The sequence below is a fragment of the Bradyrhizobium sp. GCM10028915 genome, assembly GCF_042666195.1.
Taxonomy (GTDB): Bacteria; Pseudomonadota; Alphaproteobacteria; order Rhizobiales; family Xanthobacteraceae; genus Bradyrhizobium; species Bradyrhizobium canariense_D.
On record NZ_JBHTFN010000044.1, the window covers coordinates 1,241,079 to 1,261,765 of the forward strand.

Sequence of the window (20,687 nt, forward strand, 5' to 3'; positions counted from 1 at the left end):
CGAGCGGGGCCGCAAATGGGTTCGCCACGAACATGGCGGTCGGTCAAGCGCCACGCCGCACCCGGACCGGGGCGCGACAATAGCGTTTTGTTATCCCGAAACAACCTCTTGCCCCCAGCCTTTTGCATTCGGGAGCATCGGGCTGCGGACGGACTAATTCACAAGAAGTACATCAAAATCAAACGGATAATCGAGCTTTTCAAACCACCGCCGCAAACATCTCGCCCCGTCCCGAAGCGGTCCTCTGGAGAAGGTGGCACCTATTTGTCTTTCTTCCCGTCCTGAAGTGCCTTCAGGACCGCAAAGGGGTGGTCCTCCGGATCCCGGGCGATAACCTCGGGCTCAAACACGACCCCCGGCTTGCGCGGATAGGGATCGACCGCCAGGAACAGGGCATCGGTGGCAAGTCTCCCAAGGTCGATGATGCCATTGACGATCGCCTCCGGCGGGTCGGCGACCTGCTCCTGATCGTCGTGCCCCTCCTCCATCAGGTCGGCCAAGCGGCGGACCTCGGCCTCGGGGGCGAATATCAGGTCCACATCCTCGTCGATGTCGCTCTCCATCGGATCAAGCGTGACCACACAGGTCTGGCCGATCCGGGCGCGAACGTGCCCCGTGACCTGGATCCGGTTGCCGCTTTTCGGCACGACATCGAAATCGGCCTGGACCGAGACAACCTCGCGCAAGCCTGCCGTCTCAGCCATAGCCTGTCGCTCGGCGGCCGAGGCCTCGAGCTTGCGATGCAGGCCGGTATCCGGGATCTGTGCAACGATGACGGTCACCCGCCAGGGATCGGGCCCGGATGCTGGTATCGGTCGGGTCATGGCGTGACATCCTCAGGAAGCGCTGGAGGAAACTTGAAGGACGCACCCAGCAGTGCGGCCTCGCCGGTCTGGGCGAGGTTGGCCTCGGCCGCCCTGGCATAGGCCGCGAGCTGCTGCGCCTGGTCCATGCCGGCCCCGTTCAAGATATTCTTGCAGATCGCGGATGCCAGCGCCTCGCCGCCGCCTTCCATGGCCTGATCGTAGGCCTGGACCCGGCCATAAAACGCCTCGCCGAAGGCCCGCATCCGCTTCGGCACGGTCTGGTCGCCTATCCCCATCTCGCGCAGATTGTCGTCCATGTCCTCGCAGAAGCGGTCGAACAGCGCCTGCGACAGCTCGGTGGCGCTCTGGACCGTGCGCAGGCGGCGCAGCAGCAGCCAGAGGTGCAGCAGCAACAGATCGAAACGCCCGTTAACGGTATCCGGCACGCCCAAGTCGCGGTAAAATATGGGTTCTCGCGCCTGCGTCACGATCATGCCATAGATGGCTTCAATGGTGCCCGGCGAGGCTAGGCGGGGTTTCCTGAAGTGATTGAACGGCCAAAGCATTGTGGTTTCCGCAAGCGGGCGCGCGCGTGTTGCATTCAGAGCCTCCGCCCGGTACTTCAGCGCCTCGCGCGACGCAAGGGGACGGAATCAGTTCCGCTATGACGATAACGAACCAGACCAGCCTGCGTGCAGACAAGCCGCGCGGCCTTCTTGCACGTTGGCGCGGCTTGCGCCTGTTCGCGGCCGCGGCCCTGGTTGGCGCCGCGCTTGCGGGCTGCACCGGCGAGCAGTTCCAGAAGGGTTACATCCTGCCGCCCGGCGCACTGGAGCAGATCCCGATCGGTGCGAGCCAGGACCAGGTGCTGATCGTGATGGGCACCCCCTCCACCGTCGCAACCCTCGACGGCGAGGTGTTCTATTACATCTCCCAGCGCTCCGAGCGCATTGTCGCCTTCATGAACCAGAGGGTGGTCGACCAGCGCGTCATCGCGGTCTATTTCGACAAGAACCGGCGTGTGCGCCGGCTTGCGAATTACGGTCTCCAGGACGGCAAGATCTTCGATTTCATCAGCCGGACGACGCCGACCTCGGGCCAGGAGATGAGCTACCTCACGCCGATCTTCAAGCTGCTCAGCTTTAACTGAGCCTTCAGCCTGCGGCTTCGTGCGGCTTGCCGTTGCGCATACGCTTCCATACGCTCCTGCAAAATAAGATGCAGGGAGTGGATTCGTGCCCAATCAATTGCTGTCCCGCCGTCGCGTGCTCACTGGCGCTGCCGCTATCTCGGCCGCAGCGATCCTGCCGCGATCGAGCTTGGCGGACTGGAAGCCGACCGAAAACGTCCGCCTCGTCGTGCCGGCTGCCGCCGGCGGTTCGACCGACGTGATGGGTCGGCTTCTGGCGGCGCATCTGCAGGCCGCCTGGGGCCAATCGGCCGTGGTGGAAAACCGGTCCGGCGGCGGCGGTACGATCGGCACGGCCGAGGTGGTCCGCGCCAAGCCGGACGGCCACACCATCCTGATCGGCAATCCCGGCCCGAACGCGATCGCCTACAGCATTTTCAAGAACCTCACCTACAAGCCGGACCAGCTCCAGCCGGTCTCCAACATGATCCGGATCCCGAACATCGTCTCGGCGCATCCCAAGACCGGCATCAAGTCGATCGCCGAGCTGGTCGCCTATCTCAAGGCCAATCCGGACAAGCTCAGCTACGCCTCCTCAGGCGTCGGCCAGAGCCCTCACCTCACCGGCGCCTGGTTCCTGCAGCTCACCGGGCTGAAGATGACGCACATCCCGTTCCGCGGCGCCGGTCCCGCGCTCCAGGCGGCGCTCGCCGGCGACATCCAGATCCTGTTCGACAACCTCTATCCGAGCCTGCCGCAGGTACAGAACGGCACCCTCACCGGCCTCTGCGTCACCACGACGGAGCGCAGCGACCTCGCGCCGAACCTGCCGACCATGCGCGAGAGCGCGCCGGAGCTTGCGGCTTTCGACGTCTCGTCGTGGTTCTCGGTGTTCCTGCCGAAGGGTGTGCAGCCCGCCGTTCTCGAAGCGCTCAACCTTCAAGTGAAGGCGATGCTCGAGCGCGACGACATCAAGAAGAACATCCTGGCCATGGGGGCCCGCGCCGACTACGGCACGCCCGACCAGTTTGCCGCCTTCGTGGACGCCGAGACGAAGAAGTTCGCCGGCATCATCCAGAAGGAAGGGCTGCAGATGGACGTGCAGTAGCCTTCGCATCCGCGGACCAACATGCAGCGCCGGGCCGCCGCTTTCGCGTTGAGTGCGTGGCGACCCTCGGTTGCTATGCAAGCTCGGCCGACGGCTGTCCCACCAAAGCGGCAATCGCCGAAATCGAGTCCAGGCGCGTCAAATCGAAGCCGATGTCGGAGAAGTTGATCCCGTGGTCGGTCTCAATGCTCATGATCAGCTCGACCGCGTCGAGCGAATCGAGGCGGCCGCTGGTGAACAGCAGATCATCGTCACCAAGCGGCGCGCTGTCGCCCTTCATCAGCAGCCGCTGCACGATGTAGCGTCGCATCTGCGATCTGACTTCATTCGTGGTCATGTCGAGACTCCCAGGAGATAGAACAGGAATTCGGCGCGTTGCCCGAGCGAATGCTCGCGGTCGAGCGGCGCATCGAAGACGTGAATGAGACAAAAGAAGCTCGACACCCACAGGCAAGGCAGCAAGCGGCCACGCAGCCATCCTCGCGGCGCCAGTTGTGGGGCGCGGCGCATCTGCGAGAGCCCGACGCTGATGGCCAGGACAAACGTGTAGAACGCGTGCGATTGCTGACCGACCACGGCACGCCAAAGGCCCATTTCGCCGACGAAATGAATATCGCGGATGAAGTGAAACAGCAGGTTGCCGACACAGGCCGCGGCAAAGGTGGCGAAGAACATGCGAAGCCGCCGATGGCCGCGGAGGCAGCGAACAAAGGTGGGGTAGAAGAAATGGTCGACGAGCAGTTCTTTGTAATAGAAATAGTAGCGATTCCAGAATTCCGCGAGCGTCGTTGACTCCAGAGGCCGGTAGGTGTTGCGCAGCAGGCGAAAGCCGGCAAGTCGCGCCGTGGCGATGATGACGCCGCCGAACACGGTCATGCTCAGCAAGTCCTCGACGAAGAAGCTGACGAGGCTCGCCCATCCGACGAAACGCGGCCAGGGATGGCGCGCGAGATATTGCAGCAGGTTGTCGTCGAACATTGGAAGCTGCAAACGTCCGTGGACGATCTCGACGAGACAGACTCTGACGATGGCGAGCACAAGGATCCAGACCGCAAGCTTGAGGCCCTTGAGCTGCGTCACTGCAAGCTCCTCGGGTGTCTTGGCCTCGAAGCGGTCGAGATAAGACAGCCCCTTCCCGAACGGCGTCAGCGACGATCCCCAGAAGGGGTGGAAAACGCTCAGGTGCCGCCACACCGGAGATCGCTTCCTGCCCGCATCGGCCAAACCATAGGCAAGAAACCACAAATAGGGCTGGAACGTCATCAGAAACGACCACAGCAGAACACGCGGCAGGCCGGCCATCATCGTGGCCTGCGTCAGCGCGACGAGTGCCAGGAACGCCAGCAACAGGCTGAGCGTCGGGCGGCGGAAGACCACCGTCCCTGGCCCCTGCATGATCAGCAGGCCCGCGAACAGCGCAAACACGACGACCAGCATGACCGCTTCCAGCAGCGGCTGATGGATCCGGTCGCCGACGCCTTCGTCGATCGTCAGCCGTTCGAGAAAACCGCGGTCGATCAGGAAGCCGCTGCGATAGAGCAGCAACAAGGTTGCGAGCAAGATCAGGACGCGCCGGTACCGGCCGGCATAGGCGCACACCAGCGCGAGTCCCGCCGCTGAAAAATCGATACCTATCTGCCGAAACAAAACCGCGAGCAGTCCGACCGCGCAGCAGAGCAGCACGCGGCCACCGATGTCCTGGACCCCCGCCACGAGCCTCGGGTCCCGATCGATCTTGGGGATCAACCGCCACGACGGCTTCGCAGGAAGACCCGATGGCGCGTAGCCGTAGGGCTGGCTTTCAACACTCATCGGACAACGCGCGCGATCATTACGAGCTGTTGCATCTACGAGGCCCTTGTAACAGCTTCGCCGAGCAGTGACGCTACCGAGCGCCGGTCTGCCTTGCCATTGGCATTGACGGGAATGTCTTCCATCCAGATGAACCGGCCCGGCACCATGTAGGCGGGAAGGTGCGCAGTGCAGTGCTGGCGCAGATCGCTTTCCGCCATTCTTGCACCCGAATACGCGGCCAGCAGCCGACTGGCGCCACTGGCGTCGTGCTGCACCACGGCGAGCGCACGGGTTATTCCCCTGCACGCCATCAGCGCGTGGTCGATCTCCTCCAGCTCGACCCGATACCCCCGAAGCTTGACCTGATTATCCGCGCGACCGCGGAAACGCAGGATGCCGGTTTCAAGGTCGGACTCCACGAGGTCGCCGCTCCGATAGAGGATCGACCGATAGCCGTCGATCAGAGGGTCCTGACGGAAACGGCGGGCGGTCTCTTGCGGGTTGTTGATGTAGCCGAGCCCTACCCCAGGGCCTCCCAGCCACAACTCGCCGGCAGTGCCCGCAAGCGCCGGCTTCATCTCTTCGTCCAGGATCCGGTAGCTGAAATTGGGATTGAGCCGCCCCAGTGGCGCCAACCCGTCCTTGGTCTCAAAAACGGATTCGACGATCTCGAAACCGCTGCAAATGCAGCTCGTCTCGGTCGGGCCGTAGCAATTGATCAGCTTCGCCTTGCCGGCAAACGCGTCGTGGAACCGACGAAGCCGGGCCAGCGGAAACCCTTCACCGCCGAACATGAACCGGCTGACGCTCGGCAGCCAATTCGGGCTCAGAAGGTGCATGGAGTCCAGGAACATGAAGAGGGTCGGCACGGCGAAGAAGAACGTGCACTGATGCTTGGTGATCTCCGACACCAGCTCTGCAGGGGGCCGCCCCTTCTGCGCGTCCAGCGCGACGACCGCCGCTCCGTTCAGGAAGCCGGCATAGATGTCGAAGACCGAATTGTCGAAATAGATCGGGTTGACATTCGTCAGCCGGTCACCGGGTCCAATTCCAAGATCGCTCTTCGCCCAGGCGATCAGGTGAAGCACCCCTTGATGGGGGATGACCACGCCCTTCGGTTCGCCCGTCGATCCCGAGGTGAACATGACATAGGCCGGATCGGCCCCGGTGATCAGGGATGTCAGCGGCAGATTGTCGTCTTCAAGCTGCGACAGGGCATGATGCAAGGCAGCCCGGGCAATTGCATCGCCGATCAATGTCCGCGGCCCAGCTCCCTCGCGCACGCTGACGATCAGCGCGGGCCGGCATCGCTCCAGCATCAGCCGGGCACGTTCCTCGGGGGCCGCAGGATCGAGGAAGGCATAGGGTGCTCCGATCTTGATGCAGGCGATCGCGAGCGCATAGGCCTCGGCGATTTTCGGCAATTCAAGGCACACCACGGCGCCCTTGTTGACGCCCCGCGATGTCAACCAACGCGCCAACCGGTTTGCCAACCGGTTGAGCTCCGAAAAGGCAAAGCTGTCGCCTTCGCACAACAGGGCGACGGCGTCCGGCGAGGACGCAACGGTCTCTTCGAAATGCAGCGCCAGATTATGGGCGGTCATACCGACGCCTCGACCAATTCATTGTCGCCGCGATCGCCCGGCGCGTTCGACGAGGCCTGTACGATCTCGGCAAAATCTCGCTGGTTGAGCGCGATCACGGCCGCCGGCAATTTCGCCTCCGGAAACTGGGCCTGCAACACGTCCCCGAGCTCCATGCCGAGATGCTGAAGGAACGCGGCGGCCATCGGATCGGTCGCCAGCGGCCTGCCCTCACTTTCCCCTTGCTTCATGTCCGGCACGAGGCTGCTGTTCCCGCTGTCAGCTGAAGCAGCTTCGCGATCGACACGCAGCACCACGTCGTAGCGATAGCGGGTCAGTTCGTAGCTTGATCCGCGCTTGAGCAGGATTTCCGCACCCGATATCCGCGGGATGGATCCGAAAATACCCTGAAAGTAGCGGGGGTCGATCACCAACTCGCGCTCCTGGGCGATCGACAGGAAGATCTTTCGCGCGAGCGCGGCATCCGTGGCTCCCGAAACTTTCGCGGATTGAACTTCGCGATGGAAGACCGGCAGGAGCTCGAGGTTACGAACGTCGCCGACGAAGATGTGCCCCCCAGGAGCCACCAGGCCTGCGGCTTGCTCCAAGACTAAGTGCAGGTATTCGATGCCGGGAAAGTATTGCACGACCGAATTTAGCACCACTGCATCGAACGAATTCAGCGGCAAGCCGCTCAAATCGGCGGCTTCCCGCTCTAGAAACTCGACATGCCGAAGCTCGGGCTTCGACTGCGCGAACGCACGCAGCCGCTGAACGGCCACCGGCGAGAGGTCGGTCCCGCAATATACGTCACAGCCGGGCGCGAGCTTTTCGACGAGCAAGCCGACGCCGCACCCGATCTCCAACAACCGCCTTGCGCCAAGAGCACGAATTTGCAGGATCGTATGATCGAGCCAATCGACCATATCGGGTTCGGGAATGGGCCTGTTGGTGAAGTTGCTGGTCCAACCGACGAATGACGGCACAACACCGTCGGCGTCATGGCGATATGCTTGATCGAAAGCGCGACGCCATTGCGCAACTCTGCGATCCGACTCGGCCTGGAGATGCTTCGCCTTGCCGGCGCTCAGATGATCGGGGTCAATTGCGACGAAAGCGACCTCGGACTGACCGCCGTGGCCAGGCTCGGCGCTGAGGAAAGCATCCGCCACGCCCGGATGCGCCATCAATGCCCGCTCAATCTCGTTCACAGGCCGTGCAGGCAACGGAACCTCCCTCTCGCGGCGGGCAGCGAACCCCTGAGCATGTCGAGAGCGCGCCGCGCGCGGAGCACCACACGCGTGCTGCGGAGCTCCCTAAGATGCCGCTGACAGTCTCTCGTATTTCTAGAACTCGGCCGGTTAAGCAACCCTAAATGTGCGCACGCGTAGGGTGCACATTTTCGGGCGGCTTACGCCCTCGGCATCGATGGATCGCTCTGATGACCGGATTGTTGCGTTCCGCGTCCCGCCGGGCGGGTTTCATGTTCAGATGATGCGCCGGCCTCCGGCAGCACACACGCAAAGAAAGACCCCGCAGGCCTGCGCCGCGGGGTCTTCGTTCAGCAACGTCTACCTCAGTGCGCGAGGACTGCCAGCAGCAGCAACGCCACGATGTTGGTGATCTTGATCATCGGGTTCACCGCCGGGCCGGCCGTGTCCTTGTAGGGATCGCCGACGGTGTCGCCGGTCACGGCCGCCTTGTGGGCGTCACTGCCCTTGCCGCCGAAATGACCGTCTTCGATGTACTTCTTGGCGTTGTCCCAGGCGCCCCCGCCCGAGGTCATCGAGATCGCGACGAACAGGCCCGTCACGATCACGCCGAGCAGCATCGCGCCCACCGCCGAGAACGCCGCCGACTTGCCGGCCGCCCCGCCCCCCGCGATCGCATAGATCACGAAGTAGACGAAGATCGGTGACAGCACCGGAAGCAGCGAGGGGATGATCATTTCCTTGATCGCCGCTTTGGTCAGAAGGTCGACCGCCTTGCCGTAATCCGGCTTGTCGGTGCCTTGCATAATGCCCGGCTTCTCGCGGAATTGTCGGCGGACCTCCTCGACGATCGCGCTCGCCGCGCGGCCCACGGCGGTCATGCCCATCGCGCCGAACAGATACGGCAAGAGACCGCCGAACAACAGGCCTACCACGACGTAGGGATTGTTGAGCGAGAAGTCCGGTTTGACGCCGGCGAAGTAGGCGTGGTGCGCGGAGTCCGCAATGAAGAACTTGAGATCCTCGTTGTAGGCCGCGAACAGCACCAGGGCGCCGAGACCGGCGGAGCCGATCGCGTAGCCCTTGGTCACCGCCTTGGTGGTGTTGCCGACTGCATCGAGCGCGTCGGTCGACTTGCGAACCTCCTTCGGCAGGCCCGCCATCTCGGCAATACCGCCGGCGTTGTCGGTCACCGGACCGAACGCGTCGAGCGCGACGACCATGCCGGCGAGCGCCAGCATCGTGGCGGTCGCGATCGCGATGCCGAACAGGCCGGCGAGGCTGTGGGTGACCAGGATGCCGGCGATGATGACGATCGCGGGCAGCGCGGTCGCTTCCATCGAGATGGCGAGGCCCTGGATCACGTTGGTGCCGTGGCCGGTCACCGAGGCCTGGGCGATCGACTTCACCGGACGATAGTCGGTGCCGGTGTAGTATTCGGTGATCCAGATGATCAGCGCGGTGACGGCAAGGCCGACCACGCCGCACTCGAACAGCGCCATGCCGGTATAGTCGACGCCGGCGAGCTTGCCGAAGCCGATCAGGTAATGGATCACACCGGCGATGCCGACCAGCGAGAGGACGCCGGTTGCGATCAGACCCTTGTAAAGCGCGCCCATGATCGACTGGCTCGGCCCGAGCTTCACGAAGAAGGTGCCGATAATCGAGGTGATGATGCAGATGCCGCCGATGGCGAGCGGCAACGTCATCATGTCGGCGAGGATCGGCGTCTTGGCGAAGAAGATCGCCGCCAGGACCATGGTGGCGACCGCGGTCACCGCATAGGTTTCGAACAGGTCGGCGGCCATGCCGGCGCAGTCGCCGACATTGTCGCCCACGTTGTCGGCGATGGTGGCCGGGTTGCGCGGATCGTCCTCGGGGATGCCGGCCTCGACCTTGCCGACGAGGTCGCCGCCGACGTCCGCACCCTTGGTGAAGATGCCGCCGCCGAGACGAGCGAAGATCGAGATCAGCGAGGCGCCGAAGCCGAGCGCCACCATGGCGTCGATGACGACGCGGCTGTCAGGCGCAAGCTTCAGCGAATGGACCAGGAAGCCGAAATAGAGGGTCACGCCAAGCAGCGCGAGACCCGCCACCAGCATGCCGGTGATGGCGCCCGCCTTGAAGGCGAGCTCGAGACCACCTGCGAGCGACGTGGTCGCCGCCTGGGCGGTGCGCACATTGGCGCGGACCGAGACGTTCATGCCGATGAAGCCGGCCGCCCCCGACAGGATCGCGCCGATGGCAAAACCGATCGCGACGTAGAGTCCCAGGAAATAGGCAAGCAGCACGAAGATGACGATGCCGACCATCCCGATCGTGGTGTATTGACGCCGCAGGTAGGCCTGGGCGCCTTCGCGCACCGCTGCCGCGATTTCCTGCATGCGCGGAGACCCCGCATCCGCGCTCAACACCGAAGACGTCGCCCAGATCGCGTAGACGACGGAAAGCACTCCGCAGAGCACAATCAACCATAATGCTGTCATGTGATTTTTTGCCTCAGATCCTTGATGAACGTACCCCCGGCGCCTTTTGTTTTCCGTCGTGCGGTGCGGCGCCTTGATTTTGAAGAAGGCCGCTCCTTGCCCGAAGGCGCGGCCTTAGTCGGTCACGACCTTGCCAAAATCAAATTGAGGGTGCAACGCCAGATAAGGCCGAAAAGCCGATCTCGGCAGGTATTTAGCCTGTCTTGGCAGCCGGGACGCCGGTTTGGAGCAATTCCTAGAAGTGGCTGTAGGAGAGCCGCTTCAAGACCAGCTCCTGGCCCTGCCCGTCCAGGAAGCGCGGCCGCTCATGGCCCGCGACGATCGTGCCGATGGCCGTGACGGCAAGGCCTGCCGCACGCCCCAAGGCAATCAGCGCGTTGGCTTGCGCTGGCGGAGCGGTGCACAGCACCTCGTAATCGTCCCCTCCGGCCAGCAGCGTCTCGACGGAAACGACCTTGCCTGCGATCAGGCCGGCGGCAGCGGCCGAGAGCGGCACGCTCGTCACGTCGATCGTGGCCGAGACGCCTGATGCCGCACAGAGCTTGGTCAGATCTCCAGCAAGGCCGTCGGAGACATCCATCGCAGCCGTCGCATGGTCACGCACGGACTGCGCGAGAGCATTGCGCGGCTGCGGCACGCGATAGCGCGAGATCAGCGTCTCGCGCGCGTGCGGATCGGAGGCCAGCGCATTCGCGACCGCGCCGCCCTTGAGCACGTCAAGGCCAAGCGCGGCGTCGCCGATCGTCCCCGTCACCAGGATACGGTCGCCCGGTTGGGCGCCGGTGCGGCCGACCATCCGCCCCTGCGGCACGCGGCCAAAGGCGGTAATCGAGATCATTTGCGGCCCCGGCGTCGACACCGTGTCGCCGCCGAGCAGCGGACAGACGAAGGTTTTCGCATCCTCGCCGAGCGCGTCCGCGAACGGCCTGAGCCAAGCGTCTTCCTTGCTGCGCAGCGCCAATGTCAGCACGAAGCCGGCCGGCACGGCCCCCTTGGCGGCGAGATCGGACAGGTTCACCCGCAGCGCCTTGCGCGCGATGGTATCGGGCGGATCGGTGGCAAGATAATGCACGCCCTCGACCACCGCGTCGGTGGTGACGACGATGTCGCTGCCGAGCGCCTGCAGGATGGCGGCATCGTCCACCAGCCCCAAGGCGCCGGGATCAGTCGCCAGCGGCTTGAAATAGCGCGCGATGAGGGAGTCTTCGGCGGAGGGATTGTGCGGGTTTGTCATCAGCGTCAGCCACACACTTCGCTGTCATCGCCGGGCTTGACCGGGCGATCCAGTATTCCAGAGACGATCGTGTGACATCGATAGGCCGCGGCGTACTGGATCACCCGCCTTCGCGGGTGATGACGGCGGAATATGGGGCAGCCACATCGCATCAATTCACCGCCCTGCGCCTCAATTCACCCCCGCCCGAACTCGTCACCGCGAAACTGGCGGCCGATCTGGTCGAGCACCGCGTTGACCATGCCGGTCTCCTCGCGGTCGACGAAGGCATTGGCGACGTCGACATATTCGGACACGACGACGCGGCCCGGCACGTCCTTGCGGTGTTCCAATTCGTAGGCCCCTGCCCGCAGCACCGCGCGCAGGATCGCTTCGATGCGCTTCAATGGCCAGCCCTTCGACAGCGCCTCGTCGATCAGCGGATCGAGTTTCTTCTGGTCGCGCACGACGCCGGAGACGACGTCGCGGAAGAACGCCGCTTCCGCCGGGAGATATGTGTCGCCCTCGACCTCGTTGCCGAGCCAGTGGCTCTCGAACTCCGCAAAAATGTCGTTGATGCCGGCACCGCCGATATCCATCTGGTACAGCGCCTGTACGGCTGCGAGCCGCGCCGCACCGCGCCGGTTCGCCTTCTTCTCCGTGCCGGCCGGCGGCTTCTTGTTGTTATCGGCCATGATCAAGCCCGCGCCAGCCGGCGCTTTATGCGCAGCATCGCAATCGCGGCCCGCGCGGCATCGCCGCCCTTGTTCAGCTCGCTGGCGCGCGCCCGCGCCCAGGCCTGCGCCTCGGTGTTGACGGTGAGGATGCCGTTGCCGAGCGGCAGCTTTCGCGCCACCGCCAGGTCCATCAGCGCGCGCGAGGATTCCTGCGAGACGATCTCGAAATGGATGGTGTCGCCACGGATCACGCAGCCGAGCGCGATCGCGGCATCATAGGGCTTGCCATTGGTCGCCGCGGCGTCAACCGCGATGGCGATCGCCGCAGGAATCTCCAGTGCACCGGGAACCGTGATGACGTCGTGGGTCAGACCGGCCGCCTTCAGCTCGGCCACCGCGCCTTCGAGCATCGCGTCCTGGAGATCGTCATAGAACCGCGCCTCGACGATCAGCGCGCGTGCGCCGGAAACGTCGGTCTGGTCCTTCAGGGGTGCGCGCCGCGCGTCTGCCATCGTCAAATCCGTTCCACAGGGGTTGGCGCTATGTAGTCGCCACCAGCGGGTAAGCCAAGTTTAAAGACGCCGTCACTTCATTTCCGTCAGCCGCGCCGCGTAGCGGGCCATCAGATCGACCTCGATATTGACCTCATCTCCCGCCTTCCAGCCGCCGATCGTCGTGACCGTCAGGGTGTGCGGGATGATCAGCACCGAAAAGGTCACGTCCTTCACCGTATTAACCGTCAGCGAGACGCCGTCGAGCGTGATCGAGCCCTTGGTCGCGATGAACCGCGCCAGCTCCCGCGTCGTGGAGAGCTCGAACCGCGCCATGTCGGGCAGGTCCTCGCGGCTGACGAGGGTCGCGATGCCATCGGCATGGCCGGCGACGATATGCCCGCCAAGCTCGTCGCCGATCTTGAGCGCACGCTCGAGATTGAGCCTGGTGCCGACCCTCCAATGCTTTGCGGTCGTCAGCGCCAACGTCTCGGCCGCGGCATCGACGTCGAACCAGGTCTTTTGAGCAGAGTCCTTGCCGCCTTCGACGCCGGAAGCAACCACCGTCAGGCAGACGCCGTTGCAGGCGATCGAGGCGCCGTCCGCAATGGTGGTCTGCTCGTAGCGGCAGGCGATGCGCAGCCGGTGCAACTGGCCCTGCGCCGTCGGCGTGAAGCCGACGATCTCGCCGATATCGGTGACAATGCCGGTGAACATCACGCGCGCTCGTAGATGGTGAGAGTATCCTGATCGAAGGTCTCGCTAGCATGAACCTTGTAGGCCTGCGACTGCGTGATTTTCGACAGGGGCAATGCAGCGAGCGCATCCACCCCGTCGGCGCCCACCGCTTCCGCGCCGTGGAACAGCCAGATCTCGTCAACGAGGTCCGCGGCGATGAAGGACGCCGCGACGCGGCTGCCGCCCTCGACCATCAGCCGCGTGATGCCCTTGCCGGCCAATGCATGCAGTACGGCCGCAAGATCGAGTCCCGAGGCATTGCCGGGCGGCACGCGGATCACCTGCGCACCGGCCGCACCGAGCCGCGTGGCGGCCGCGGCCTCCGCGAGTTCAGAACCCACCACCCACAGCGGAATCTCGCGCGCGGAGCCCACGAGCCTGCTTGCGCCGGGAATACGCAGATTCTGGTCGAGCACCACCCGCACCGGCGAGCGCACCGCCATGCCCGGCAGGCGGCAGTCGAGCTGCGGATCGTCCGCCAGCACGGTGCCGATGCCGACTAGGATGGCGTCGCTTTGCGCGCGGAGGAGATGCACCCGGTTGCGCGCCGCCTCGCCGGTGATCGCGACCGGCTTGCCGCCGGCCGCGCCGATCTTGCCGTCGGGCGAGACCGCGAGCTTCAGGATCACATGCGGGCGGCGATCCCTGATGCGACGGAAATGCCCGGCGTGATCGAAGGCGGCTTCGCGCGCGCACAGACCCACATCCACCATGATGCCGGCGGCGCGCAGGCGTGCGTGGCCCTGACCGGCGACTTCCGGATTGGGATCCTCGATCGCGGCCACCACGCGTTTGATGCCGGCGGCGATCACGGCGTCCGCGCACGGTGGCGACTTGCCGAAATGCGAGCACGGCTCCAGCGTGACGTAGAGCGTGGCGCCTCGCGCGGCCTCGCCTGCGCGCCGCAGCGCTTCAGGCTCGCCATGCGGCCGTCCGCCAGGTTGGGTCCAACCGCGGCCGACGATCACGCCGTCCTTGACGATGACGGCGCCGACGGCGGGATTGGGCCAGGTACTTCCCTGCCCGCGCCGGCCGAGCGCCAGCGCAAGCTCCATGAAGCGCCGGTCGGCATCCCTGGACTCGCGCGCCTTCTGCGCGAATTGATCCTCCAGGATGCGGAAGATCATTTGCGAATCGCGGCGAGCCGCGCTTCCTCCTCGCCGGAGAGCTCGCCGAGCACGTCGGCGAAATCCTTGGCCTCGCGGAAATTGCGGTAGACCGAGGCGAAGCGGACATAGGCGACGTCGTCGAGCGTGCGCAGATGCTCCATCACGGTCTCGCCGATCACCTCCGAGGAGATTTCAGCCTCGCCCCCGGTCTCGAGCTCGCGCACGATGGTGGAGACCATCTTCTCCACCCGTTCCGGCTCGACCTGCCGCTTGCGCAAGCTGATCGACACCGAGCGCATCAGCTTGTCGCGGTCGAACGGCACGCGGCGGCCGTTGCGCTTGATCACCGTGAGCTCGCGCAGCTGCACGCGCTCGAAGGTGGTGAAGCGGAAATTGCAGGCGACGCACACGCGCCGCCTGCGTATCACGGAAGAGTCCTCGGTCGGACGCGAGTCCTTCACCTGCGTATCGAGACTGTTGCAGTTCGGGCAGCGCATCCGTTGACCTTGACCGGTTTTCTTGAGCCTTACTGATAGATCGGGAAACGGTCGGTGAGCACCTTGACCCGTTCCTTGATCGCGGCTTCCACCAGCGGCGCCTTGCCGTCGTCGGACTGCGCGATCGCGTTGAGGACTTCGGCGATCATGCCGCCGACCTGCTGGAATTCAGCGACACCAAAGCCGCGGGTGGTCGCAGCCGGCGTGCCCAGACGAATACCGGAGGTGACGAACGGTGACTCGGGATCGAACGGAATGCCGTTCTTGTTGCAAGTGATGGCGGCGCGAACCAGCGCCTTCTCCGAGGCGTTGCCCTTCAGGCCCTTCGGCCGGAGGTCAACCAGCATCAGATGATTATCGGTGCCGCCCGAGACAATGTCGAACCCGTGGCCCTTCATCGCCTCCGCCAGAGCCTTGGCGTTCTCGACGACGTTCTTGGCATAGACCTTGAAGTCCGGCCGCAGCGCCTCGGCGAAGGCGACCGCCTTGGCCGCGATTACATGCATCAGTGGGCCGCCCTGCAGGCCCGGGAAGATCGCCGAGTTGAATTTCTTGGTCAGCGCCTCATCATTCCACAGCATCAGGCCGCCACGCGGACCGCGCAGCGACTTGTGGGTCGTGGTGGTGGTGATGTGCGCGTGAGGCACGGGCGAGGCATGCACGCCGCCGGCGACGAGACCGGCGAAGTGCGCCATGTCGACCAGGAGATACGCGCCGACGCTGTCCGCGATCTCGCGGAAGCGCTTGAAGTCCCAGGCGCGCGAATAAGCCGAGCCGCCGGCCACGATCAGCTTCGGCTTGACCTCCTCGGCCTGCTTGGCGACCGCGTCCATGTCGATGATCTGGTCCTCGCGGCGCACGGTGTAGTGCGCGGCCTTGAACCACTTGCCGCTCATGTTGACCGGGGAGCCGTGGGTGAGATGGCCGCCGGCCGCGAGATCGAGGCCCATGAAGGTGTCGCCGGGCTGAAGCAGCGCCAGAAACACCGCCTGGTTCATCTGGCTGCCGGAGTTCGGCTGCACGTTGGCGAAGTTGGCGCCGAACAGCTTCTTGGCACGATCGATCGCGAGGTTCTCGGCGACGTCGACCCACTCACAACCGCCGTAGTAGCGCGCGCCCGGATAGCCTTCCGCGTATTTGTTGGTCATCACCGAACCCTGCGCTTCCAGCACGGCACGGCTGACGATGTTCTCGGAGGCGATCAGCTCGACCTCGTGGCGCTGGCGGCCGAGCTCGCCCTTGATGGCGGCTGCGATTTCCGGGTCAGCCTGCTCGAGCGAGGCGGTGAAAAACGAATCGGGCGCGGAGGCGGTTTTGGCGAAGGTCATCTTGCGAATATCTCCACCGCCGCAGCCTTTTGGCGGGCTACGGGCGGGTCTGGTGTGGCGATCGGAAGCGGCGAGCGCGATCTACCACATCGCCCGCAACAGGCCAAGGGTTTGCGGGTCGGACCTGTGATTTATGCAAGATATGGTGGGATCGGAGGATTTGGATGACGGGGTGGTATCCGGCGTCCATGTCCAGGAAAGGTCCGCTTTGGCCTCGAAAGGCCGCGCGGGTGCGAGCGGCCGGCCTCTACAGCCCGGTATACCCCGCCTTCACGGGATCCACGCTGCCGTCGAGCTGCCGCAGATAGGTCAGGCCGCAAACCGTCAACCTGTGGGTGTCCTTCTCGCCGGCTTCCATCAAGGTGGTGATGTAGTTCGTGACCTTTTCCCGCGCCTCCGCGCTCGCCGCAGACGTGCGGTTGGCGAGCAAATCGTAGGTATGCATGATCCGGTCGATGGCAGCTTCCATGGCACCCTCTGGTTCTTGCCGCGTTTGGGAGTTGAGATCAGGCAACCGCTTTGGCCTCGGACTGCGCCTCGAACCTGACAATGGCCTTGTTGGCCAGCCTGATCTTGTTGAATTCGCCGTGCTGGAGCAACTTGATGACGATCTCGAGCAGGCGCTCGTCGGTGACGAGGGTGTCCCGGATCGCGCCGGAGCGGCGAAGATAGTTCGCGGCGATGGCGTAGGCCTCGCTCACGAGTTCCACGTTCATCACCCCCACGCCACGCTCGACCAGCATCGTCAGCCTCCGATCCGGAGGAGATAAGCATCGAACCGGGAACTCGTTCCCTGGTGTCGGGGATTTTTTTCGCAACCGCGAAATGGAAAAACGCACCGGTCCGGACACAGCCGGGCCGGCGCGCTTGGGGAAGCTCAGGCACGTTCGGGAGGCTTGCCGGTCTTGTTGCGGGCCGGCTTGGCCTTGTCCCGTCGAAAAGAACTCAGAGACGATACAGGATCTGGTCGGTCCAGAACCGCTCGAGGCGGTGCAGCGATTTGTTCAGGGTCGAGAACTCCTCGCCCGAGATGCCGCCGACCTGTTCGACCGTCTTGACGTGCTTCTGGTAGAGCGAGTCGACGATGCGGCGGATTTCCTGGCCCTGCGGCGTCAGGCGGATGCGCACCGAGCGGCGATCGACGCGCGAGCGCTGATGGTCGAGGAAGCCGAGCTCGACGAGCTTCTTCAGATTGTAGGAAACGTTGGAGCCGAGGTAATAACCGCGCGTGCGCAGTTCGCCCGCGGTCAGCTCCTTGTCGCCGATGTTGTAGAGCAGCAGCGCCTGCACCGAGTTGATGTCCGCACGGCCGCGGCGATCGAACTCGTCCTTGATGACGTCGAGCAGCCGGCGATGCAGCCGCTCCACCAGAGTCAAAGCTTCCAGATAGAGCGTCTGCACCGAACCCTGCTGGCCGGAGACGCGCTCTGCGGTATCTGCCGCAGTTGCGACGGCTTTCATCATGACACTTCCCCTGTTGTCGTTTTTATCGACACTCATTCGACGAAACTTGTGTCCCGTCTGATAGGTGCAACTTAAGGGGCTCGTTTGAAGATCGGCTTAAATAAGAGAATAAAGAGATCATGAATTTAAGACAGTGAATTGCGGATTAAGCCTGTCCCACAAGCACTTTTCGCAACAGTCTGTTGACTCTCGCAAGGTCCTGTTCACCCTCCGTCCGCCCCGATTGTCGCATTCCAGAACAGCCCCGACCCGTTTCGAAACGGCCGCGTAAGAGCTGTGGCGGAACACGCTGGTTAGCGAAAACTTACGTCGAATTTTACGCAACCAGCCGTCAACCAAGCGCGACAATCTCGTGTCCCGGACCAGCACAGCGAAGCCGAGCGCAGAGTCGGGGCAAGAGAGTTTGCTATGGCGGTCGTTCGCGTGCGGCCATCCAGGCGAGCGCGAGATAGGCCGCCAGCATGAAGGCTTCGACGCCGACCACGACCAGGCTGCCGCCGTAGATGCCCGGGAACATCAGCTCGATCACCGCCATCGACACCACGGTCGTCAGCCACACCACGGCGCCCCAAGGCGTCGCCAGCCACAGCCCGACCGCGGCAACGAGTTCGATCACGGCGAAGTAAATGGTCGAGGCCTGCCAGGCCATCGACTGGTTCTCGAAGGCCTCGTCCTCGCCGCCCACGAAGCCCGTCACCTGCGCCCAATGATAGAGGCCCTTGAGGATCGAGAGCAGCGCCATCACCCGCAGGAACAGCACGAGCCGGCGCGTCCAGACATTGTCGTCGGATTCAGCCCGCTCCGACGAGATCGCCGCCACCGACATGGCGCTGTCTCTGGCATTGTCTCGGACGGCATCCCTGGTGCTGTCGCGGGCCGCATCGCGGGTGGAGATCTCGGACATGCCCCCTTCTGGCTGCTTTGCCCCGCAAAATCAATCGGCTGCCATCTTTTGCGACAGGTCAACCCGCGGTGACGGGAACCATGCGAGCTGGTATAAGAATAATTCCAGCCGGAGGAAAAGTAATGGCGATCAAATACGGACGTCCGATCGAGTTGCGCGAGGTCTCGCGCCGGGATGGCACTGGGGCCTCCCCTGCCCTCGATCTGACCGTCCGCCCGCGCCGCAACCGCAAGGCCGAATGGGCCCGGCGCATGGTGCGCGAGAACGTGCTCACGACGGACGATCTGATCTGGCCGCTGTTTCTGATCGACGGCAACAACAAGCGCGAGCAGATCGCCTCGATGCCGGGTGTCGAGCGTCTCAGTGTCGACCAGGCCGTGCGCGACGCCGAGCGGGCGATGAAGCTCACCATCCCGTGCCTCGCGTTGTTTCCCTACACCGATCCGTCCCTGCGCGACGAGGAGGGCTCGGAAGCCACCAACCCGAACAATCTGGTCTGCCAGGCGGTGCGCGCGATCAAGAAGGAATTCCCCGAGATCGGCATTCTCTGCGACGTCGCGCTCGATCCCTTCACCAGCCACGGCCATGACGGCCTGATCTCCGACGGCAAGATCCTGAACGACGAGACGGTCGCTGTGCTCGTGCGTCAGGCCCTGGTGCAGGCCGAAGCCGGCTGCGACATCATCGCGCCCTCCGACATGATGGACGGCCGCGTTGCCGCGATCCGCGAGGGCCTGGATCGCACCGGCCTGCTCGACGTGCAGATCATGGCCTATGCCGCAAAATACGCCTCCGCCTTTTACGGCCCGTTCCGAGACGCCATCGGCTCGGCCAAGACGCTCACCGGTGACAAGCGCACTTACCAGATGGACAGCGCCAACACCGACGAGGCGCTCCGCGAGGTCGAGCTCGACATCGCCGAGGGCGCCGACATGGTGATGGTCAAGCCCGGCATGCCCTATCTCGACGTCGTCCGTCGCGTGAAGGACACGTTCGCGATGCCGACCTTCGCCTATCAGGTGTCCGGCGAATACGCGATGATCGCGGCCGCCGCCAACAACGGCTGGCTCGACGGCGACCGCGCCATGATGGAGAGCCTGCTCGCCTTCAAGCGCGCCGGCGCCGACGGTGTGCTGAGTTATTTCGCACCGAAGGCGGCGGAGAAGCTGCGGACGCAGGGGTAGGCCCCAAGGTCGTCCCGGCGAAGGCCGAGCGCCCCTGTCTCTAATCGTCGTCTTGGCGAAAGCCAGGACCCATACCGGGTGATCTAGCGAGAGCACGCGGTATCGATACCGGCGAACGTACTAACTTCCAGTTTTCGCCAAGCTTGTCCCTGGGGTAATGGGTCCTGGCTTTCGCCAGGACGACACTGAGGGTGTGGCGCCGCGTCCTTTCCTCCCGCCTCCGCCGCCCCCGAATCGCCGGAATATTTCGGCTTGTTAATCTCGGCGCCCTTGGCACGCGGACGGCCTGTTCCCATGTCCTTCCACGGGAGTCCTGCCACGGGAGTTTCCCTCGGGAGAATGGTCATGTCGTATTCGGACTCGGGCAATGCCTGGCGCAATGACGGTGGGGCGCAGCCACATGCCTACGATCCCTATCTGCATCCGGAACTGTTCCGCGGCGTTGCGACGCGGCGGGTCTTCGCCTTCCTGATCGACATGGTTGTGATCTCGGTGCCGGTGATCCTCGGCTACCTCTTCATCGCGGTGTTCGGCGTGGTCACGCTCGGCATCGGCTGGGCGCTGTTCTGGCTGGCCTGGCCGGCCTCCGTGATCTGGGCCATCGTCTATTACGGCGCCTGCATCGGCGGTCCGTCGTCCGCGACCATCGGCATGCGCGTGATGGATCTTGAGTTGCGCACCTGGTACGGCGCGCCCGGCTATTTCGTGCTCGGCGCCACCCACGCCGTGCTGTTCTGGGTGACCGTCTCGTTCCTGTCGCCCTTCGTGGTGCTGGTCGGGCTGTTCAACGGCCGCAGGCGCTTGCTGCAGGATTTCGTGCTGGGAACGGTCGTGATCAACAACTCCGTTCGCGCGCCGGTGCCTCAGGGCGCCAGAACCTACTGATCAAAGGACCTGCTGATCAACGAACCCGGATCAAGGACCTATCAACCTGGACCCGCTATGCTGTCCGATCTGACCTGCCG

At 64.2% G+C, this 20,687-nt stretch carries 22 protein-coding genes; 4 read left to right on the forward strand and 18 right to left on the reverse strand.

The window, feature by feature from the left end; all coding sequences use genetic code 11:
* Window positions 1-260: 260 nt before the first annotated feature.
* Together ACFQX9_RS26155 and ACFQX9_RS26160 are read right to left on the reverse strand one after the other, a co-directional pair.
* Complete coding sequence (locus ACFQX9_RS26155) at window positions 261-824, reverse strand: YceD family protein (protein ID WP_377791033.1); 564 nt, start codon at window positions 822-824, stop codon at window positions 261-263.
* Window positions 821-1,372 (reverse strand): ubiquinol-cytochrome C chaperone family protein, encoded by a 552-nt coding sequence (locus ACFQX9_RS26160; protein ID WP_085383899.1) that lies wholly within the window; start codon window positions 1,370-1,372, stop codon window positions 821-823. Before ACFQX9_RS26160 ends, ACFQX9_RS26155 begins: the two co-directional genes overlap by 4 nt.
* A gap of 98 nt (window positions 1,373-1,470) precedes the next feature.
* Here ACFQX9_RS26160 and ACFQX9_RS26165 point away from each other — a divergent pair, with 98 nt between their 5' ends.
* The gene (locus ACFQX9_RS26165; RefSeq protein WP_085383900.1) at window positions 1,471-1,956 is read left to right on the forward strand and encodes an outer membrane protein assembly factor BamE; all 486 of its coding nucleotides are present in this window, start codon (window positions 1,471-1,473) and stop codon (window positions 1,954-1,956) included.
* An 85-nt stretch (window positions 1,957-2,041) separates the two neighbouring features.
* Window positions 2,042-3,043 (forward strand): tripartite tricarboxylate transporter substrate binding protein, encoded by a 1,002-nt coding sequence (locus ACFQX9_RS26170; RefSeq protein WP_026233252.1) that lies wholly within the window; start codon window positions 2,042-2,044, stop codon window positions 3,041-3,043.
* Between the two features lie 73 nt (window positions 3,044-3,116).
* Here the strand turns inward: ACFQX9_RS26170 and ACFQX9_RS26175 are convergent, their stop codons facing one another.
* From ACFQX9_RS26175 to ACFQX9_RS26250, 16 genes are all read right to left on the reverse strand, one after another.
* A complete protein-coding gene (locus tag ACFQX9_RS26175) occupies window positions 3,117-3,380 on the reverse strand; it encodes an acyl carrier protein (protein WP_085353407.1) in 264 nt (87 codons plus the stop codon).
* Entirely contained in the window at window positions 3,377-4,855 is a 1,479-nt protein-coding gene (locus ACFQX9_RS26180) for a hypothetical protein (protein WP_377791034.1), read from the reverse strand. The genes ACFQX9_RS26175 and ACFQX9_RS26180 overlap by 4 nt, the downstream gene beginning before the upstream one ends.
* Before the next feature lie 35 nt (window positions 4,856-4,890).
* Complete coding sequence (locus ACFQX9_RS26185) at window positions 4,891-6,441, reverse strand: amino acid adenylation domain-containing protein (protein ID WP_377791035.1); 1,551 nt, start codon at window positions 6,439-6,441, stop codon at window positions 4,891-4,893.
* Window positions 6,438-7,346: a class I SAM-dependent methyltransferase gene (locus tag ACFQX9_RS26190; protein ID WP_377791036.1), complete on the reverse strand. Its 909-nt coding sequence runs from the start codon at window positions 7,344-7,346 to the stop codon at window positions 6,438-6,440. Before ACFQX9_RS26190 ends, ACFQX9_RS26185 begins: the two co-directional genes overlap by 4 nt.
* Window positions 7,347-7,996: 650 nt before the next feature.
* Entirely contained in the window at window positions 7,997-10,117 is a 2,121-nt protein-coding gene (locus tag ACFQX9_RS26195) for a sodium-translocating pyrophosphatase (protein WP_026233254.1), read from the reverse strand.
* A gap of 235 nt (window positions 10,118-10,352) precedes the next feature.
* Window positions 10,353-11,351 (reverse strand): thiamine-phosphate kinase, encoded by a 999-nt coding sequence (thiL, locus tag ACFQX9_RS26200; protein WP_026233255.1) that lies wholly within the window; start codon window positions 11,349-11,351, stop codon window positions 10,353-10,355.
* 176 nt (window positions 11,352-11,527) lie between these two features.
* Window positions 11,528-12,025, reverse strand: coding sequence for a transcription antitermination factor NusB (gene nusB / locus ACFQX9_RS26205; protein WP_007611091.1), 498 nt, complete (start codon window positions 12,023-12,025; stop codon window positions 11,528-11,530).
* Window positions 12,026-12,027: 2 nt separating this feature from the next.
* Window positions 12,028-12,519, reverse strand: a complete 492-nt coding sequence (gene ribH / locus ACFQX9_RS26210) for a 6,7-dimethyl-8-ribityllumazine synthase (RefSeq protein WP_018456854.1) — start codon at window positions 12,517-12,519, stop codon at window positions 12,028-12,030.
* Window positions 12,520-12,591: 72 nt separating this feature from the next.
* Complete coding sequence (locus tag ACFQX9_RS26215) at window positions 12,592-13,215, reverse strand: riboflavin synthase (protein WP_085383906.1); 624 nt, start codon at window positions 13,213-13,215, stop codon at window positions 12,592-12,594.
* Window positions 13,215-14,363: a bifunctional diaminohydroxyphosphoribosylaminopyrimidine deaminase/5-amino-6-(5-phosphoribosylamino)uracil reductase RibD gene (gene ribD, locus ACFQX9_RS26220; RefSeq protein ID WP_085357405.1), complete on the reverse strand. Its 1,149-nt coding sequence runs from the start codon at window positions 14,361-14,363 to the stop codon at window positions 13,215-13,217. The genes ACFQX9_RS26215 and ribD overlap by 1 nt, the downstream gene beginning before the upstream one ends.
* Window positions 14,360-14,842 (reverse strand): transcriptional regulator NrdR, encoded by a 483-nt coding sequence (nrdR, locus tag ACFQX9_RS26225; protein WP_007603426.1) that lies wholly within the window; start codon window positions 14,840-14,842, stop codon window positions 14,360-14,362. Before nrdR ends, ribD begins: the two co-directional genes overlap by 4 nt.
* A 29-nt stretch (window positions 14,843-14,871) precedes the next feature.
* Window positions 14,872-16,170, reverse strand: a complete 1,299-nt coding sequence (glyA, locus tag ACFQX9_RS26230; RefSeq protein ID WP_018456858.1) for a serine hydroxymethyltransferase — start codon at window positions 16,168-16,170, stop codon at window positions 14,872-14,874.
* Between the two features lie 247 nt (window positions 16,171-16,417).
* Window positions 16,418-16,639, reverse strand: a complete 222-nt coding sequence (locus tag ACFQX9_RS26235; protein ID WP_018456859.1) for a hypothetical protein — start codon at window positions 16,637-16,639, stop codon at window positions 16,418-16,420.
* A 37-nt stretch (window positions 16,640-16,676) separates the two neighbouring features.
* Entirely contained in the window at window positions 16,677-16,913 is a 237-nt protein-coding gene (locus ACFQX9_RS26240; protein ID WP_026233256.1) for a hypothetical protein, read from the reverse strand.
* A 202-nt stretch (window positions 16,914-17,115) separates the two neighbouring features.
* On the reverse strand, window positions 17,116-17,634 hold the full coding sequence (gene ldtR / locus ACFQX9_RS26245; RefSeq protein WP_018456861.1) for a transcriptional regulator LdtR: 519 nt from the start codon (window positions 17,632-17,634) through the stop codon (window positions 17,116-17,118).
* Window positions 17,635-18,040: 406 nt separating this feature from the next.
* A complete protein-coding gene (locus tag ACFQX9_RS26250; protein ID WP_007611119.1) occupies window positions 18,041-18,538 on the reverse strand; it encodes a DUF6163 family protein in 498 nt (165 codons plus the stop codon).
* A 122-nt stretch (window positions 18,539-18,660) separates the two neighbouring features.
* Between ACFQX9_RS26250 and hemB the strand changes: the two genes are divergently transcribed.
* Together hemB and ACFQX9_RS26260 are read left to right on the forward strand one after the other, a co-directional pair.
* Entirely contained in the window at window positions 18,661-19,722 is a 1,062-nt protein-coding gene (gene hemB / locus ACFQX9_RS26255; protein WP_018456862.1) for a porphobilinogen synthase, read from the forward strand.
* A 345-nt stretch (window positions 19,723-20,067) separates the two neighbouring features.
* Window positions 20,068-20,607, forward strand: coding sequence for an RDD family protein (locus ACFQX9_RS26260; protein WP_007611123.1), 540 nt, complete (start codon window positions 20,068-20,070; stop codon window positions 20,605-20,607).
* The last annotated feature ends 80 nt before the right edge of the window (window positions 20,608-20,687 follow it).

Excerpts from the sequence above, each read along its gene's own strand:
- hemB (WP_018456862.1), top strand. The coding sequence starts at position 18,661 with ATGGCGATCAAATACGGACGTCCGATCGAGTTGCGCGAGGTCTCGCGC.
- ACFQX9_RS26180 (WP_377791034.1), bottom strand. The coding sequence starts at position 4,855 with ATGAGTGTTGAAAGCCAGCCCTACGGCTACGCGCCATCGGGTCTTCCT.
- ACFQX9_RS26160 (WP_085383899.1), bottom strand. The coding sequence starts at position 1,372 with ATGCTTTGGCCGTTCAATCACTTCAGGAAACCCCGCCTAGCCTCGCCG.
- ACFQX9_RS26155 (WP_377791033.1), bottom strand. The coding sequence starts at position 824 with ATGACCCGACCGATACCAGCATCCGGGCCCGATCCCTGGCGGGTGACC.
- ACFQX9_RS26240 (WP_026233256.1), bottom strand. The coding sequence starts at position 16,913 with ATGCTGGTCGAGCGTGGCGTGGGGGTGATGAACGTGGAACTCGTGAGC.
- ribH (WP_018456854.1), bottom strand. The coding sequence starts at position 12,519 with ATGGCAGACGCGCGGCGCGCACCCCTGAAGGACCAGACCGACGTTTCC.
- ACFQX9_RS26260 (WP_007611123.1), top strand. The coding sequence starts at position 20,068 with ATGTCGTATTCGGACTCGGGCAATGCCTGGCGCAATGACGGTGGGGCG.
- ACFQX9_RS26215 (WP_085383906.1), bottom strand. The coding sequence starts at position 13,215 with ATGTTCACCGGCATTGTCACCGATATCGGCGAGATCGTCGGCTTCACG.
- ACFQX9_RS26190 (WP_377791036.1), bottom strand. The coding sequence starts at position 7,346 with ATGGTCGATTGGCTCGATCATACGATCCTGCAAATTCGTGCTCTTGGC.
- ribD (WP_085357405.1), bottom strand. The coding sequence starts at position 14,363 with ATGATCTTCCGCATCCTGGAGGATCAATTCGCGCAGAAGGCGCGCGAG.
- ACFQX9_RS26185 (WP_377791035.1), bottom strand. The coding sequence starts at position 6,441 with ATGACCGCCCATAATCTGGCGCTGCATTTCGAAGAGACCGTTGCGTCC.
- ACFQX9_RS26195 (WP_026233254.1), bottom strand. The coding sequence starts at position 10,117 with ATGACAGCATTATGGTTGATTGTGCTCTGCGGAGTGCTTTCCGTCGTC.
- ACFQX9_RS26235 (WP_018456859.1), bottom strand. The coding sequence starts at position 16,639 with ATGGAAGCTGCCATCGACCGGATCATGCATACCTACGATTTGCTCGCC.
- ldtR (WP_018456861.1), bottom strand. The coding sequence starts at position 17,634 with ATGATGAAAGCCGTCGCAACTGCGGCAGATACCGCAGAGCGCGTCTCC.
- ACFQX9_RS26165 (WP_085383900.1), top strand. The coding sequence starts at position 1,471 with ATGACGATAACGAACCAGACCAGCCTGCGTGCAGACAAGCCGCGCGGC.
- nusB (WP_007611091.1), bottom strand. The coding sequence starts at position 12,025 with ATGGCCGATAACAACAAGAAGCCGCCGGCCGGCACGGAGAAGAAGGCG.
- nrdR (WP_007603426.1), bottom strand. The coding sequence starts at position 14,842 with ATGCGCTGCCCGAACTGCAACAGTCTCGATACGCAGGTGAAGGACTCG.
- ACFQX9_RS26175 (WP_085353407.1), bottom strand. The coding sequence starts at position 3,380 with ATGACCACGAATGAAGTCAGATCGCAGATGCGACGCTACATCGTGCAG.
- ACFQX9_RS26250 (WP_007611119.1), bottom strand. The coding sequence starts at position 18,538 with ATGTCCGAGATCTCCACCCGCGATGCGGCCCGCGACAGCACCAGGGAT.
- thiL (WP_026233255.1), bottom strand. The coding sequence starts at position 11,351 with ATGACAAACCCGCACAATCCCTCCGCCGAAGACTCCCTCATCGCGCGC.
- glyA (WP_018456858.1), bottom strand. The coding sequence starts at position 16,170 with ATGACCTTCGCCAAAACCGCCTCCGCGCCCGATTCGTTTTTCACCGCC.